General features: G+C 73.4%; 13 protein-coding genes. 5 read left to right on the top strand and 8 right to left on the bottom strand.

What is annotated here, in order from left to right:
- Positions 1-12 precede the first annotated feature (12 nt).
- The 3 genes from WDW90_RS04685 to WDW90_RS04695 all read left to right on the top strand — a co-directional run bounded on the left by WDW90_RS04685 (position 13) and on the right by WDW90_RS04695 (position 2,075).
- On the top strand, positions 13-1,104 hold the full coding sequence (locus WDW90_RS04685; protein ID WP_336486127.1) for a UV damage endonuclease UvsE: 1,092 nt from the start codon (positions 13-15) through the stop codon (positions 1,102-1,104).
- Between the two features lie 49 nt (positions 1,105-1,153).
- Positions 1,154-1,705 carry an RBBP9/YdeN family alpha/beta hydrolase gene (locus WDW90_RS04690; RefSeq protein WP_336486128.1) on the top strand — a complete coding sequence of 184 codons (552 nt, stop codon included), beginning with the start codon at positions 1,154-1,156 and terminating at the stop codon, positions 1,703-1,705.
- A gap of 118 nt (positions 1,706-1,823) precedes the next feature.
- Positions 1,824-2,075: a hypothetical protein gene (locus tag WDW90_RS04695; RefSeq protein WP_336486129.1), complete on the top strand. Its 252-nt coding sequence runs from the start codon at positions 1,824-1,826 to the stop codon at positions 2,073-2,075.
- A 12-nt stretch (positions 2,076-2,087) separates the two neighbouring features.
- Here WDW90_RS04695 and WDW90_RS04700 read toward each other — a convergent pair whose 3' ends face one another.
- From WDW90_RS04700 to WDW90_RS04735, 8 genes are all read right to left on the bottom strand, one after another.
- Positions 2,088-3,113 carry a YcjF family protein gene (locus tag WDW90_RS04700; protein ID WP_336486130.1) on the bottom strand — a complete coding sequence of 342 codons (1,026 nt, stop codon included), beginning with the start codon at positions 3,111-3,113 and terminating at the stop codon, positions 2,088-2,090.
- A 124-nt stretch (positions 3,114-3,237) separates the two neighbouring features.
- Entirely contained in the window at positions 3,238-4,677 is a 1,440-nt protein-coding gene (locus tag WDW90_RS04705; protein WP_431310976.1) for a YcjX family GTP-binding protein, read from the bottom strand.
- 82 nt (positions 4,678-4,759) lie between these two features.
- Positions 4,760-5,947 carry a hypothetical protein gene (locus WDW90_RS04710; RefSeq protein WP_336486132.1) on the bottom strand — a complete coding sequence of 396 codons (1,188 nt, stop codon included), beginning with the start codon at positions 5,945-5,947 and terminating at the stop codon, positions 4,760-4,762.
- Positions 5,948-6,410: 463 nt separating this feature from the next.
- Positions 6,411-6,614: a hypothetical protein gene (locus WDW90_RS04715; protein WP_336486133.1), complete on the bottom strand. Its 204-nt coding sequence runs from the start codon at positions 6,612-6,614 to the stop codon at positions 6,411-6,413.
- An 88-nt stretch (positions 6,615-6,702) separates the two neighbouring features.
- Positions 6,703-7,491 carry a histidinol-phosphatase gene (gene hisN / locus WDW90_RS04720; protein WP_336486134.1) on the bottom strand — a complete coding sequence of 263 codons (789 nt, stop codon included), beginning with the start codon at positions 7,489-7,491 and terminating at the stop codon, positions 6,703-6,705.
- Between the two features lie 93 nt (positions 7,492-7,584).
- Positions 7,585-9,573, bottom strand: coding sequence for an AI-2E family transporter (locus WDW90_RS04725; protein ID WP_336486135.1), 1,989 nt, complete (start codon positions 9,571-9,573; stop codon positions 7,585-7,587).
- A 129-nt stretch (positions 9,574-9,702) separates the two neighbouring features.
- Positions 9,703-10,995, bottom strand: a complete 1,293-nt coding sequence (locus WDW90_RS04730) for a nicotinate phosphoribosyltransferase (RefSeq protein WP_336486180.1) — start codon at positions 10,993-10,995, stop codon at positions 9,703-9,705.
- Between the two features lie 142 nt (positions 10,996-11,137).
- Complete coding sequence (locus WDW90_RS04735) at positions 11,138-11,641, bottom strand: pyridoxamine 5'-phosphate oxidase family protein (protein ID WP_336486136.1); 504 nt, start codon at positions 11,639-11,641, stop codon at positions 11,138-11,140.
- 266 nt (positions 11,642-11,907) lie between these two features.
- On the opposite strand from WDW90_RS04735, the gene WDW90_RS04740 reads away from it, so the two are divergent.
- Entirely contained in the window at positions 11,908-13,038 is a 1,131-nt protein-coding gene (locus WDW90_RS04740) for an Mrp/NBP35 family ATP-binding protein (protein ID WP_336486137.1), read from the top strand.
- A 13-nt stretch (positions 13,039-13,051) separates the two neighbouring features.
- Complete coding sequence (gene mobA / locus WDW90_RS04745) at positions 13,052-13,678, top strand: molybdenum cofactor guanylyltransferase MobA (protein ID WP_336486138.1); 627 nt, start codon at positions 13,052-13,054, stop codon at positions 13,676-13,678.
- The last annotated feature ends 67 nt before the right edge of the window (positions 13,679-13,745 follow it).

The following is a 13,745-nucleotide window of genomic DNA, read 5'->3' on the forward strand; positions in this document are numbered from 1 at the left end:
CGTTGTTGCTCCATGACCGATGCCGCACCCGTCGACGCAGCGCCCCGCCTCGGATTCTGCTGCAAGTTCATCCCGGATGAGCCGCCCGGCACCCACAAGACCCTGAAGGCCGCCCGTGAGGCGGCGCTCGCCATGAACGTCACGAGCGTGACCATGGCGTATCTGCAGCGCCTCGCGCCGGCCGCGGCGCAGGCGAAGCTCGCCGAGACGGTGACCCACAATCTCGTGGCGCTCCGGCGCCAGGTCGAGTGGGTCGGCGCCCGCCCGCCGCTGGAGCGGCTCCTGCGCATGGCGAGCTCGATCCTGCCGGGATTCACGCACCCGTCGATCAAGCCCTTCTACGCGCAGCCCGACCTGCGCCGGGCGGTCGAGGCCGGCCTGGCCGAGACCGGCGCGCGGGCGCGCGCGCTCGGGGTGCGGCTGAGCCTGCATCCCGGCCCCTTCTGCATCCTCGCCTCCCGGAACCCGGCGGCTCTCCGGAACGGGATCGAGGAGCTCGATTACCACGCCGAGATCATGGACCTGATGGGCTACGGCACCGGCTGGCACCCGCAGGGCGCGCACATCAACATCCACGTGGGTGCCCGCGACCCCGGCGTGGCGGGCTGGCGCGAGACCCTGCCGCGCGTGTGCCGGGTCGCGCGCGACCTCGTGACGGTGGAGAACGACGAGAACGCCTTCGGCCTCGACGCCGTGCTGCAACTCGCCGACCTCGTGCCCGTCGTCCTCGACATCCACCACCACTGGGTCGAGAGCGGCGGCGCCTACATCGAGCCGGACGATCCCCGCATCGCGCGCATCCGCGCCTCCTGGCGCGGCGTGCGCCCGGTCGCCCATGTCAGCGTCTCGCGCGAGGCGCTCCTGCCCGACCACGACCCGGACGCGCTGCCGGACTTCGCGGCTTTGCGCGCGGCCGGCCATTCCTGGCGCGACCTCGCGGCCCATTCCGACCTGATGTGGAACCGCGCCCTCAACGCGCTCGTGGGCCGCCACCTCGCCTGGGCGGATTTCGAGATCGAGGCGAAGGCGAAGAACCTCGCTTCGGTGGGCCTCGCCGCACAGATCGGGGCGGGACGGCTCGCGCCGCAGCTCGCCGCCGAGTAAGCCCCCCGCCGTCTCGACGGCCCTCGCCCGAGCCGTTAACGCAGGTCCCATGAAGACAGCCGATTGCGACATCCTGATCGTGCCGGGGCTCGCCGGGTCCGAGGAGGAGCACTGGCAGGCCCGCTGGGCGAGCCGCCTCGCCACCGCGCGGATCGTCGAGCAGGACGATTGGCACGAGCCCGAGCCGGTGGCCTGGAGCGGGCGCATCGCCGGGGCGGTCCGCGCCGCGACCCGCCCCGTCATCCTGATCGCGCACAGCCTCGGCGTGGTGGCGAGCGTGCGCGCCGTGCCGTCCCTGCCGGACGGCATCGTGCGCGGCGCGCTCCTGGTCGCCTTGCCGGACGTCGAGGAGGCTCCGAACCTGCCCGACAGCGTGCGTGCCTTCGCGCCGCTGCCGCGCGAGCCCCTGCCCTTCCCCTCGCTCCTCGTGGCGAGCCGCACCGACCCGTACTGCTCGTATGAGCGGGCCGACGACTTCGCCCATGCCTGGGGCTCGCTCCTCGTCGATGCGGGCGAAGCCGGCCACATCAACGTCGCGAGCGGGCACGGACCCTGGCCGGAGGGCCTGATGCGCCTCGCGGGCTTCCTGAAGAACCTGTGAGAGGCGCTGCCTGCCCGTCCCCGCGAGGGGAAGCAGGGCCGCGCCGTTAACCCTCCGTTTACCCTGAAGGCGCTGGATGGACCCGGATCAGGGCGGCAGCGCCCCAGGGAGACGGTTCGTGACGAGAAAAGAGCTTCTGACCAGACTCGAGGCGGTGCAGGCGGCTCTCGGTCCCCGCGCCAGCACGTCGTTCAACAGCTCGATCTTCAACGATGCGGCGCTCCTCAAGCGGATCGAGGTGTTCGAGGCGCAGCTCAGCGAGGCCGACAAGCCGAAGCCCGCCGAGTATACCGGCAACATGTTCAGCCGCATCGCCAACCGCCGCAGCGCGGCGCCGGCGCCAGGCCGCAAGGCCGCGTCGGGCGAGTAGGCCCGGGCGCCGTCATCCCCCCTCGGCCTCGGCCGGGCGCAGCAACTCCCCGGCGACGTCGGCGAGGCGCGGCGGCGCCTCGCGGGTGAAGGGCAGCGGCCGGCACACGGCGAGCGCGGCGAGGCCGAAGCGGGCCGTCATCAGGCCGTTGAGCACGCCCTCGCCGAGCTTCGCCGAAACGCGGGCGGCGATGCCGAGGCCGAGCACCTGCTGCATCATGCTCTCGCCGACCGCCATGCCGCCCGTCACCGTGAGATGGGCGAAGGCCGCGCGCGCGAGCCGCAGGAAGCCGAGGAACCCGGGCCGCCCGCCGTAGATCTGCGCGATCCGGCGCAGGAGCCGCACCGCCGAGAACACTACGAAGGCGACGTCGACGATCGCGCGCGGGCTCAGCGCCGTGACCGCCGAGACCTGCTTGGCCGCCGTCGCGATGGCGTTGCGCGCCTGCCGGTCGAGAGGGGCGAGCAGCTCGTGCTCGGCGAGCCCGATGCGGTCCTCGACGTCGAGGATCGCGTCGCCGAGCGCGTCGAGGCGCTTTCGGCCCTCCGCCAGGGCTGCGCGGTCGGCGTAGAAGGCCGCGAGGTCGCGCACGACGCCCTGCGCCCCCGTGTGGTCGCGGGTCGCGATCGCGGCGATCGCGGCCTCGCGCAGCCGCTCGATCCGGCGCTCGCGCCAGAGGCCGCCGAGCTCCCGCGCCACGATCGCCAGGAAGGCGATGCCGGCCAGCACCAGGAGCGCCAAGGCCACCCAGCCGAGCGCGGGCGCGGCCTGGAACAGGTCCGCGATCAGCCGCTCGACCGAGAGCCCGACCCCGAGGCTGACGAGACCGCCGAGCGCCGCGAGGAGCAGGGAGGCCCAGGGCGCGCGGCGGCGCCCCGCCACTGGCACCGGCGTTCCGTCGGCCGCCTCGACGATCTCGAACGGCTCCTCGACGATCCGCACTCCGCCCGGGTCGGGGGACGCCGCCACGCCCTCGTTCGGCGCGACGGGTTCCGACGGCGGGATGCGGAAGGCGCGCGGGCGCTGCGAGGAACTCATGCGCATGTCCTCATGGCAAGGGGATGATCGATCCTGGCGCGGGTCCGCCCGCCCGCTCGGGAGAGGCGGCTCGGCGCGGGATCTCTGCGCGGCCCGGCCGGGCCGCCGCTCGCGAGTGCCTTCCTCACGCGAGCCGGTCCCCGACCAGGAACTGCATCGCCCGGTCGAGCCGGATCTGCGGCAGGTGACCGGGCCGGCCGAGGGCGTCGGGCCGGACGAGCGGCGGCCGGAAGCGCGGGAAGCGCAGAGAGCCGGGCTCGACCGCGCCCTCCAGCACCGCTTCCGGGCGGGACGGCAGCTCGCCCGGAAAGACGGCGGCCTCGCTCGTCCCGTCGAAGACCTCGTCGCCGACGACCTCCCCGGCCTCCGGAGTGCCCGTGACGGCCCGGTAGCTCGCCTCGCGCTCGTGCACGGTGGTCTCGCGGGTCGCCCGCACGGAGGCCAGCGCCACGGTGCCGACCCGCGCGCCGGCGGCCTCGGTCCGACGCATCGCCCGCGACACCAGGAGGCGCAGCAGCGCCTCGAGCCGGTCGTGGCTCGTCTGGTGCAGGTGATCGGCCTTGGTGGCCGCGAACAGGATGCGGTCGGCCCGCGGCGCGAACAGGCGCGACAGGAGGGTGTTGCGCCCGATATTCAGGCTGAGCAGCACGGAATCGAGCGCTTCCTCGAGTTCCGCCAGGGCCGCCGGGCCGGCATCGACCGCCGCCAGCACGTCGACGAGCACGATCTGCCGGTCGACCCGCTGGAAATGGTCGCGGAAGAAGGGCTCGACCACCTTGGCCTTGTAGGCCTCGAAGCGGCGCTCCATCAGCCCCGCGAGGCTTCCGGGCGCGGGCGTCTCCGGCAGGCCGTCGAGGGGCGCGAAGGTGAGCGCCGGCGAGCCGGCGAGGTCGCCGGGCATCAGGAAGCGCCCCGGCGGCGTGGTGGCCACGGATTCCGGCCCCGAGCGGAGCGCCGCCAGGTAAGCCTTGAAGGCGTCGCTCGCGCGCTCGGCGAGAGGCTCGTCGAGCGGCGCCGTCGGGTCGAGCGTGCCGAGCATCGCGAGCCAGGGCGCGGCCATCGCGGCCCGCCCGGCGCGGCGGGTGCCCGCGATCGTGGTGCGCGACCAAGCGCTGTAGCTCTGCCCGATCAGCGCGAGGTCGAGGAGCCACTCGCCCGGATAATCGACCACGTCGAGCATCAGCGTGGCCGGCCCCGAGCGCCAGCCGGCGGCGCGCTCGTACTCGATCGCGAGCCGGAACTGGCTGATCCGGTCGGTGGAGCGCGGCCAGCGCCGCGCCTCGGTGAACGCCGCGAAATGCTCCTCGAAGGGAAAGCGCGGCACGTCGTCGTCGGGCTGCGGCACGAGGCGGGCGCGGCGCAGGCGCCCCTCCTGCGCGGGGGCGAAGGCCGGCAGGGCATGGGTCTCGACGAGATGGTGGATCAGCGCCGTCGTGAAGACCGTCTTGCCCGAGCGCGCGAGGCCGGTGACGCCGAGGCGCAGCGTCGGCTGGATCAGGAGGTCGCTCGAGGCCTCGGCGAAGGCCCGGACGGCGAGGCCGGCGCGCGCGGCGAAACTGTTCATTGGGGGCAAGGCAGGCTCGGCCGGAACGACAGGGGCCGCGTTGAGGTGGCGCGCGGGAGAGGCGGCTGCAAGGTTCGCCGGTTCAGGGCGCGGCCTCGGCGGTCGTCGCCGTCCGCGCGTGGCCCTCGGCAAGCCGCCGGATCGCCGCCTCGACGAGGTCGGGGCCGGCCCGCAGAGTGCCGAGCTCGACCCCCGACATGGAGAGCATCACCGCGGCGAGGTTCGGCAGCGGGCGGCCGTCCGCGTCGAACAGCCTGAGGTCGTCGCCGGACCGGAGGCCGACGCTCGCCGCGATCCGGCCCGCGTAGTTGGCGATGCGGACCTCGTCGCCGGCGCAGAGCGGCGGCGGCAGGCGCAGGTCGAGGAGCGGCAGGCCGGCCGCGATCGGGGGCAGCGCGGCGGATTCGGCCACCAGCCGGTCGGGCGACAGGCTGGGGCGCGCGAGGAGGGCGGCGGGATCATCGGCGCCGCGGGGCCGGGCGGCGGCTTGCGCCGGGAGCGTCCGCGCAGGCTCGGGCGCCGTCACTCCGGAGGCGATGTCGGCCACGGGTCGCAGGGATGGCAGCCTCGCGCGCGCCGCGTGCCGGCCGGGATGGCCGGCCATGCGGGCGAGCGGCGACCAGGGCTGGACGCGCAGGTCCGGCCGCGGACCGCGCGTGATGGCGGCCGGCCGGCGCGGCGCACCGCCGCGCGCGTGACGGGCGAGGAAGCGGGCCCGCAGGGTCCGGCCGAGCCCGTGCGGCGCCAGCGCCGCCGAGACGGCCGGGGCGCGGATCGCCGGCGAGCGCGCCGGCGCGGCGGGGGCGGCCAGGCCGCAGGAGGCCGGTGCCCAGCGACGCACGATCGCGAGCGCCGTGCGCCGGCCGTACTCCCTGTAGTAGCGCCGCAGCAGGCTTGCGGCCGCGTCCGCCCCGTCGGCCGCGGTGGCGAAGCCCGTATGTCCCTCCGCGTCGCCGCCGATCTCGCCGGGCCAGCGGGCCTGCTTGATGCACCAGTAATTGTTGAGCTTGACGCAGCGGGCCACGAAGGCGGGATCGGTCGTCGAGAGCCGCGCCACCAGCGCGAGCGAGGACGGCCGCAGGGCAGCCCCCGCCTCTTCCCGCCAATTCGTGACGGCGCGCGCCTCCGGCGCGAAGCGCGGCGTCGCGGGCGGCACGCGCGGCGCGGCGAGCGCCGCTTCGAGACGGAGGACCTGCGCGCGCGCGGCCTCCAGGCCGGCATCGACCCGCGGCAGGAGCGTCGTCAGGGCAAGGAGCGCGGCGAAGAGCACGGGTGGCCGATCGGCAAAGCTTGTCGGGTCTCAGGCAACGGCCCGGGCCGCGGTTCGGTTCAATCGGGGAGTGATACCGGATCCGCGTGATCCCTTCGGTGTGGGTGAGGGCTCCCACCCGCGACCTCATCCTGAGACACCGCGTCAGCGGCCTCGAAGGAGGGCTCCAGCGGCCCCTGCGCTTCCTGGAGGCCTCCTTCGAGGCCGACGCTCCGCTGCGGCTCCTCAGGATGAGGTCGAGGGAAGGACGGCAAGCGTCGAGCCGAAGGGATCGAACGGATCAACGGGCCGGACCGGGCACGGGCTTGGGCATCCCCGCCTAGCCCCGTGCACCGGCGCCGCCGATATCGACCCCGTTTGGGGGGGCGCGAGGCCGCCCAGGGGTCGGCGCGGGTGCCAAAGCGCAGCGCGTGAAGCGGCAAGCCCGCGCCGAAGGCGCTTGTCCGGCGGAGGCCGGTCCGGTTCAGGGGGATGTCTCGCGGCGCAGCTCGTGGCGGGCCTGCTCCAGGTATTCCGCGCGCTCCTCCTCCGACAGCGGCAGAACCGCGGTGCCGCGGATCTCGACGTCCTCGGCCTCCGCCCTGTCCCAGACCCGGTCGCCGTGGCCCTTGATCGCGAAGTTGCGCTTGGCCCGCGCGAGCACCAGCATCGCGTCCGGTTCGGTCATCTGGCGATCCTCCCGATCGGCTCGTCCGAGGTGGGCGCCCGCAACGCAGGGACCGTGCCGGCTGCGCCGCCGCGGAAGGCCCGCGCCCTCAGGGATTGAGGATCCGCAGCGCCTCGGCGTGCAGGCGCGGGTCGCCGGCCGCGACGATGCGGCCGCCGCCCGTCGCCGGGCCGCCATTCCAGGCCGTGACGCGACCGCCCGCCCCCTCGACGATCGGGATCAGGGCCACGATGTCGTAGGGCTTCAGCCCGGCCTCGACCACGAGGTCGATCTGCCCGGCGGCGAGCATGCAGTAGGCGTAGCAATCGGCGCCGTAGCGCGCCATCCGCACGCCCGCCTGCAGCGCGGTGAACCGCTCCATCTCGGCGCCGGCCTCGAACAGGCGCGGGTCGGTGGTGGCCAGGATCGCCTCCGAGAGGCTCTCGCAGCGGCGGGTACGCAGGGTGCGCTCGCCGCGGGCGTTGCGGAGCCTGGCGCTCGCCCCGTCGCCGAAGAAGCGCTCGCCCAGGAAGGGCTGGTGCATCATGCCGCGCACCGCCGCGCCGCCGTGCGTCAGCCCGATCAGGGTGCCCCAGGTGGGCAGGCCCGCGATGAAGGCGCGGGTGCCGTCGATCGGGTCGAGCACCCAGACGCACTCGGCATCGAGCCGCTCCGAGCCGAACTCCTCCCCCAGGATGCCGTGCGTCGGGAAGGTCTGGCGTATCATGTTGCGCATGACCACCTCGGCCGCCCGGTCGGCCTCGGTGACGGGATCGAAGGCCGCCCCACCCCGCGCCTTGTCGTCGAGGCCGAAATGCGCGCGGAAGAAGGGCAGGATCGCTTGGCCCGACTGGCTGGCGAGTTCGTCCATGAACCGCGCGAGATCGACGACGCTCATCGGCAGATACCCTTCATCGCTTGCGCCGGGGCCGGACGGGGACCTGACGAAGCGGGGTTGCGGGCGCGGCGTCAAGCCCTCCCGGGAACGGCATCAGCCCGGTTGGGCGAGCGACCGCTCGCCGGCCGAGAGCGGGGCCGCGTCGTCGCGGGCCATGGCAAGCACCGCCTCCACGGCGGACCGCAGGGAGACGACGTGGGTGTCCGCGCCCAGCGCCGCCTGCTGGGCGGCGTCGCCCAGGATCTCGTCGTCGGCCCGCCACAGGCCGACCGCGATCGGCAGCCGCGGCATGCGCTTCTTGAGGCGCGCGACGAGGCGGCGCAGATGGGTGGGCTCGCCGCTGATGGCGAGCGAGATGATGCACACCATCCGGGCCGGGCCCGGCTCGAAGGCCTCGACGTTCGCGCGGGCGACCTCCGAGAAGGCCACCACGCGCGTGCCGATGCCGCGCCTGGCCAGGAGCTGCGCCAGGATCCGGGCCGCCGCGCCGTCGACGAAGCCGCGCCCGGCGATGCAGAGCACCGCGCCCTCGCGGCCCCAGGGCTCGGGCATCGCCTCGGGGGGCGGCGCGTCGGGAACGATCGGCTCGCGCCCGCAGGCGGGCTCGCCGCCCGACCCGCCGGTGACGAGGCGGCGGGCGGCGGAGGCGCCGGGTTCCGGCGTCTCGTCGGCCCGCTCGGCGAGCTCGTCGATCAGCCCCGCCAGCGACGCCCGGATGTCGTTCTTCTGCTCCGGCGTCAGCACGCCACGGGCGGCGTCGCGGGCGGCGAGCTCCAGCCCCTTCATCACGACCTCGTCGTAATAGGCCGAGAGCGAGCATTCCTGCAGGATGAGGTCGGCATGCTCCTGCACCTCCTCGGGATCGTCGGCCAGGATGCGCTGGTAGAAGTTCTCGACCGGCGTCAGGGCCGGGCGGTCGCCGAACAGCACGTCGAGGAACTCGAGCCGGTCCACGTGGCGGCCGAGCACGACGAGGCAGACCGTGAGCGGGGTCGAGAGCAGGAGGCCGACCGGCCCCCACAGCCAGGTCCAGAACAGCGCCGAGACCAGCACCGCGAAGGGCGAGAGCCCCGTCGAGTGCCCGTAGAGCATCGGCTCGACGATCTGGCCGGTCAGGGGCTCGAGGACGAGGAACAGGATCGCGGTGGCGATCACGGTGCTCCAGCCCGGGTCGACGGCGGCCGCGAGCGCGAGCGGGAACAGGGCCGACAGGAAGGCGCCGGCATAGGGTACGAAGCGCATCAGCGCCGAGAAGATGCCCCACAGGACCGGGTTCGGCACGCCGATCAGGTAGAGCCCGATCCCGGTGAAGAGGCCGAAGGCGGCGTTGAGGGCGAGCTGCATCACGAAGTAGCGGCTGAGCCGGCGCGCCGCGTCGTCCATGGCCACCGTGGTCCGGTGCAGGTCGCTCGATCCAGCGAGCCGGATCATACGGTCGCGCAGGTCCTCCCGCTGCATCAGGATGAAGAGCAGGACCACGAAGACGATGCCCGTCGTGGCGAGCGGCTGCAGGGTCGGCGAGAGCAGCGCGCTCGCGGTCTCGATGGGACCGGGCTGGCGCTCCTTCACCTCGACGAGGACGGGCTGGCGCTCGGGGCCGGCGGCGGACGGCGCCGGCTTGTCCGCCGCCTCGCCGCCATTGCCCGCCTGATGGATCGCCCGCCCGATATTGGCGACGTAGTCGGTGACCTGCCCGAGCCCGCTCCGGCGCAGGCCCTCGACCTTGCGCTCGATCGTGCCGCGGTAGCGGGGCACGTCGCGGGCGAGGTCCGCCACCTGGACGCCGATCAGGGTGGCGAGCGCCGCCACGATGCCGAGCGTCAGCACGACCGAGATCCCCACCGCGACGATGCGCCCGAGATTGAGCCGCCGAAGCAGGTCGACGAGCGGCCCGAGCACGAAGGAGAGCAGCACCGCGATCGCGATCGGGATGAACATCTCGCGCCCGAAATACAGGATCGCGATGATGACGGCCCCGACCGTGATCGGCGAGGTCAGCGCGGCCTTCGGCGTCTCGGCGGCGGTGATGCGGGTCGGGCGCGGAGGCGCGAGGGGAGTCGCGGGACTCGTGTTGGTGGCCATGCCGATCCCGTACTGAACGCGACGCGTGCGCTGCACCGCCGGCAGGCGGGCATCGCCGCGTGAGGAACGGCGGGGCGTGGCAAACGATCCCTGGTCGGCGCGGCGATTGTAACGGGAACGTGAGCGGCCTCAGACCACCACCGGCATCGCCGCCTGCCCGCCCGTGCCGAAGACCCGCTGGTAGCGGGCGATCTCGGCGGCGGGGCCGATCGCCTTGGTCGGGTTGTCGGAGATCTTCACGGCCGGGCGCCCGTTCGCCTCGACCACCTTGCAGACGATCGAGATCGGGTCGAGGCCACCGCCCGGAACGAGGCCGCGGAAGTCGTTGGTGAGCAGGGTGCCCCAGCCGAAGCCGATGCGCATGCGCCCGTGGAAATGGGCGTGGATGTGCTCGATCGTGTCGATGTCGAGCCCGTCGGAGAAGATCGCGAGCTTGCTCGCGGGGTCGCTGCCGCGGGCGCGCCACCATGCCAGCGCCTCCTCGCCGCCCGCGACCGGCTCCTTCGAGTCGATGCGCATGCCGGTCCACCCGGTCATCCAGGCCGGCGCGTTCGCGAGGAACCCGGTGGTGCCGTAGGTGTCGGGCAGGATGACGAGGAGGTTGCCCGCATAGTCCTTCTGCCAGTCGCGCAGCACCTCGTAGGGCGCCTGCGCGAGGGCGGCGTCGTCCTCCGCCAGCGCCGCGTAGACCATGGGCAACTCGTGCGCGTTCGTGCCGACCGCCTCAACCTCGCGGCGCAGGGCGATCAGGCAGTTCGAGGTGCCGAGGAAGCGGGCGCCGAGGCCCGCGATCATCGCCTCCACGCACCAGTCCTGCCAGAGGAAGCCGTGGCGCCGCCGCGTGCCGAAATCCGCGATCGACAGGTCGGGCAGCCGCTTCAGCCGCTCGATCTTCCCCCAGACCCGCGTCATGGCGCGCGCGTAGAGCACCTGCAACTCGAACTTGCCGAGGCCGCGCAGCACGCCGCGCGAGCGCAGCTCGTTGAGGATCGCGAGCGCCGGCACCTCCCACATGGTCGTCTCGAGCCAGGGGCCGTGGAAGGTGAGCACGTACTGGCCGTCGCGCGCCTCCAGCTCGTATTCGGGCAGCCGGAAGCCCTCCAGCCACTCCATGAACTCGGCCGAGAACATCTGGCGGGTGCCGTAGAAGGTGTTGCCGCGCAGCCAGGTGGACTCGCCGCGGGTGAGGCGCAGCGAGCGGGCGTGGTCGAGCTGCTCGCGCAGCTCGCCCGCATCGACGAAATCCGCGAGCCGCACGCTCCGCGAGCGGTTCTGGATGCCGAAGGTGACGCGGGTGTCGCGGTGGCGGCGCAGGATCGTCTGCGCCATCAGCAGCTTGTAGAAGTCGGTGTCGAGCAGCGACCGGACGATCGGATCGATCTTCCAGGTGTGATTGTACACCCGTGTGGCGAGATCGATCATGTCGGTCCGGGGCCAGTCCATTGCCAAGGCTGCCTCCGAGTGGCCCCGGGCGAGGCCCGAAGTCAATCGCGGCCGGCATCACGACGGAGGCGGCGCGCCCCTGCCGGAGCGCCCCGCCTCGGGTCCCGGTTCGCCGGTCGGATCAGGCGAGATCGACCTTCCTGGCCTCGGTCTTCGGGCTCTCGCCGGTCACGGCGGCCTTCACGTAGCCGTAGAGGTGCAGCATCGTGGCGTTCGGGCTGTCCCAGTACTCGCCCTTCTCGGGATGCACGCGGATCAGGGCGACCTCCGGGTCGTCCTTGCCGTTGGGAAACCAGGTCTTCAGGCTCTCGTTCCACTTGCCGTCGACGGTCGCCTGATCGGTGACGATCTCGGCCTTGCCGGCGACCGAGACGTAGGTCTGCGACTTGGGGTCCGCGTAGGCCAGGTTCACCTGGTTGTCCTTCGAGATCTCGGAGGTCTTGGGCGAGTGGAGCCTGGTGAAGAACCACAGGTCTCCGACTTCGTCCGCGTCCTGACTCCACATCGGGCGGCTGTAGAGCTTCCCGTCGGGGTCGGCGGTGGTCATCATCGCGACCTTGATGTCCTTGATGAGCTCGAACAGCTTCTTCGCGCCCTCGTGGTCGCGGTGGTTGCCCTGATGCATGAGATCACTCTCTCCAAACTGACGGGTCGGGCGGCGTCTGGCCCGGGCGCGGGCTGCGCCCGTCGGGGCCGGGCGCCCGAAGATCGTGTCGACAACGGGCAAAGGCCGGCTTTGTTTCGGCGCCGCCCGGACGGCCTGCGCACTGGCGTTTCGCGCCAAGGCGCGTACATGGAAGGCGCGTACATGGACGACGCGCAGATGGAAGACGCGCACGGGGACGGTGCGCAGGCGGCCGGCGGGCCCGGCCCGCGGATCAGGAGCGTATCTTGGCGATCACCCGCGACGACGTGCTGAAGGCGCTCGCGAGCGTCACGGTCGATGCCGGCGGCACCACCCTGCCGGGCTCGGGCCGCCTCTCGCAGGTCGTGGTCGACCCGACGAACCGCGTGATGTTCTCGATCCTGGTCGACCCGAGCGAGGCCGAGCGCTTCGAGCCGGTGCGCCGGACGGCGGAGGGCGCGGTTCTGGCGATCCCCGGCGTCTCGGGCGTCTTCGCGAGCCTGACCTCGGAGCGCGGCCCGAACCGCCCGGCGCAGGCCGCGCCGCCGCGCCCGGCCGCGCCGCCGCCGCGGGGCGCCCCCCCCGGGCCCGGCCCGGCGCTGCCGGGCGTGCGCCACATCGTGGCGGTGGCCTCGGGCAAGGGCGGCGTCGGCAAGTCGACCACCGCCTGCAACCTCGCGCTGGCGCTGCAGGCGCAGGGTCTCAAGGTCGGCCTCCTCGACGCCGACATCTACGGTCCGTCGGTGCCCAAGCTCTTCGGCCTCTCGGGCAAGCCGCGCGTCATCGAGGGGCGGACGCTGGAGCCGATGCAGGGCTACGGCCTGAAGGTCATGTCGATCGGCTTCCTGATCGAGCCCGAATCCGCGATGATCTGGCGCGGCCCGATGGTGCAGTCGGCCATCACCCAGATGCTGCGCGAGGTGGCCTGGGGCGAGCTCGACGTGCTCCTCGTCGACATGCCGCCGGGCACCGGCGACGCGCAGCTCACCATGGCGCAGGCGACGCCGCTCTCGGGCGCCGTCATCGTCTCGACGCCGCAGGACCTCGCGCTGATCGACGCGCGGCGCGGCGTGACCATGTTCCGGAAGGTCGCGGTGCCGATCCTCGGCGTCATCGAGAACATGGCGACCTTCGTCTGCCCGCATTGCGGGCAGGCCTCGCACATCTTCGGCCACGGCGGCGCGCGCCAGGAGGCCGAGCGCCTCGGCGTGCCCTTTCTCGGCGAGGTGCCCCTCACCATGACGATCCGCGAGACCTCGGATGCCGGCCGGCCGGTGGTGGCGACCGATCCGGACGGGCCGCAGGCGAAGGTCTACCGCGAGATCGCGGGCCGGCTCTGGGGCAACCTCTCGGGGGCGCCGGCGGCCCGCGTCGCGCCGAGGATCGTGATCGAGTAGCGGAAGGAGCGGCGTGTCCGTGCCGACGCTCGGCGTCATCCTGGCGGGCGGCCTGTCCCGGCGCATGGGCGGGGGCGACAAGCCGCTGCGGGTGCTGGCCGGCCGGACCCTGCTCGAGCGGGTCGTCGAGCGCTTCGCCCCGCAATGCCCGGCCGGGCTGATTCTCAATGCCAACGGTGACCCGGGCCGGTTCGGGGATTTTCCCGGCGCCATCGTGCCGGACGGGATTGCCGGAAATCCGGGCCCGCTCGCGGGCATCCTCGCCGCGCTCGAGCACGCGCGGGCGCATCACCCGGAGGTGGTCGATGTCGCGAGCGTGACGGGCGACGCGCCCTTCCTGCCGGACGACCTCGTGGCGCGGCTCGCCGCCGCCCGGCGCGCGAGCGGCGCGCCGATCGCGGTGGCGGCTTCGGGCGGGCGCCAGCATTTCACGGTGGCGCTCTGGGCGGTCTCGCTGCGGGACGATCTCCGCGTGACCCTGATCGAGCGCGACGAGCGGCGCGTCGGCGCCTATCTCGGCCGCCACGGGGCGGTGCCGGTGGACTGGCCGATCGAGCCGGTCGACCCCTTCCTCAACATCAACACGCCGGAGGATCTCGACCTCGCCACGGCCGTTCTCTCTCGGATCGCGGACGGATAGAGGGCCTTTCCTCCGGCCCGGACGGCGCTGCCGCGTCGTGGTCGGAATCCCCCCGGGATCGGCTCTC

It is taken from the genome of Methylobacterium nigriterrae (assembly GCF_037106235.1).
Classification (GTDB): domain Bacteria; phylum Pseudomonadota; class Alphaproteobacteria; order Rhizobiales; family Beijerinckiaceae; genus Methylobacterium; species Methylobacterium nigriterrae.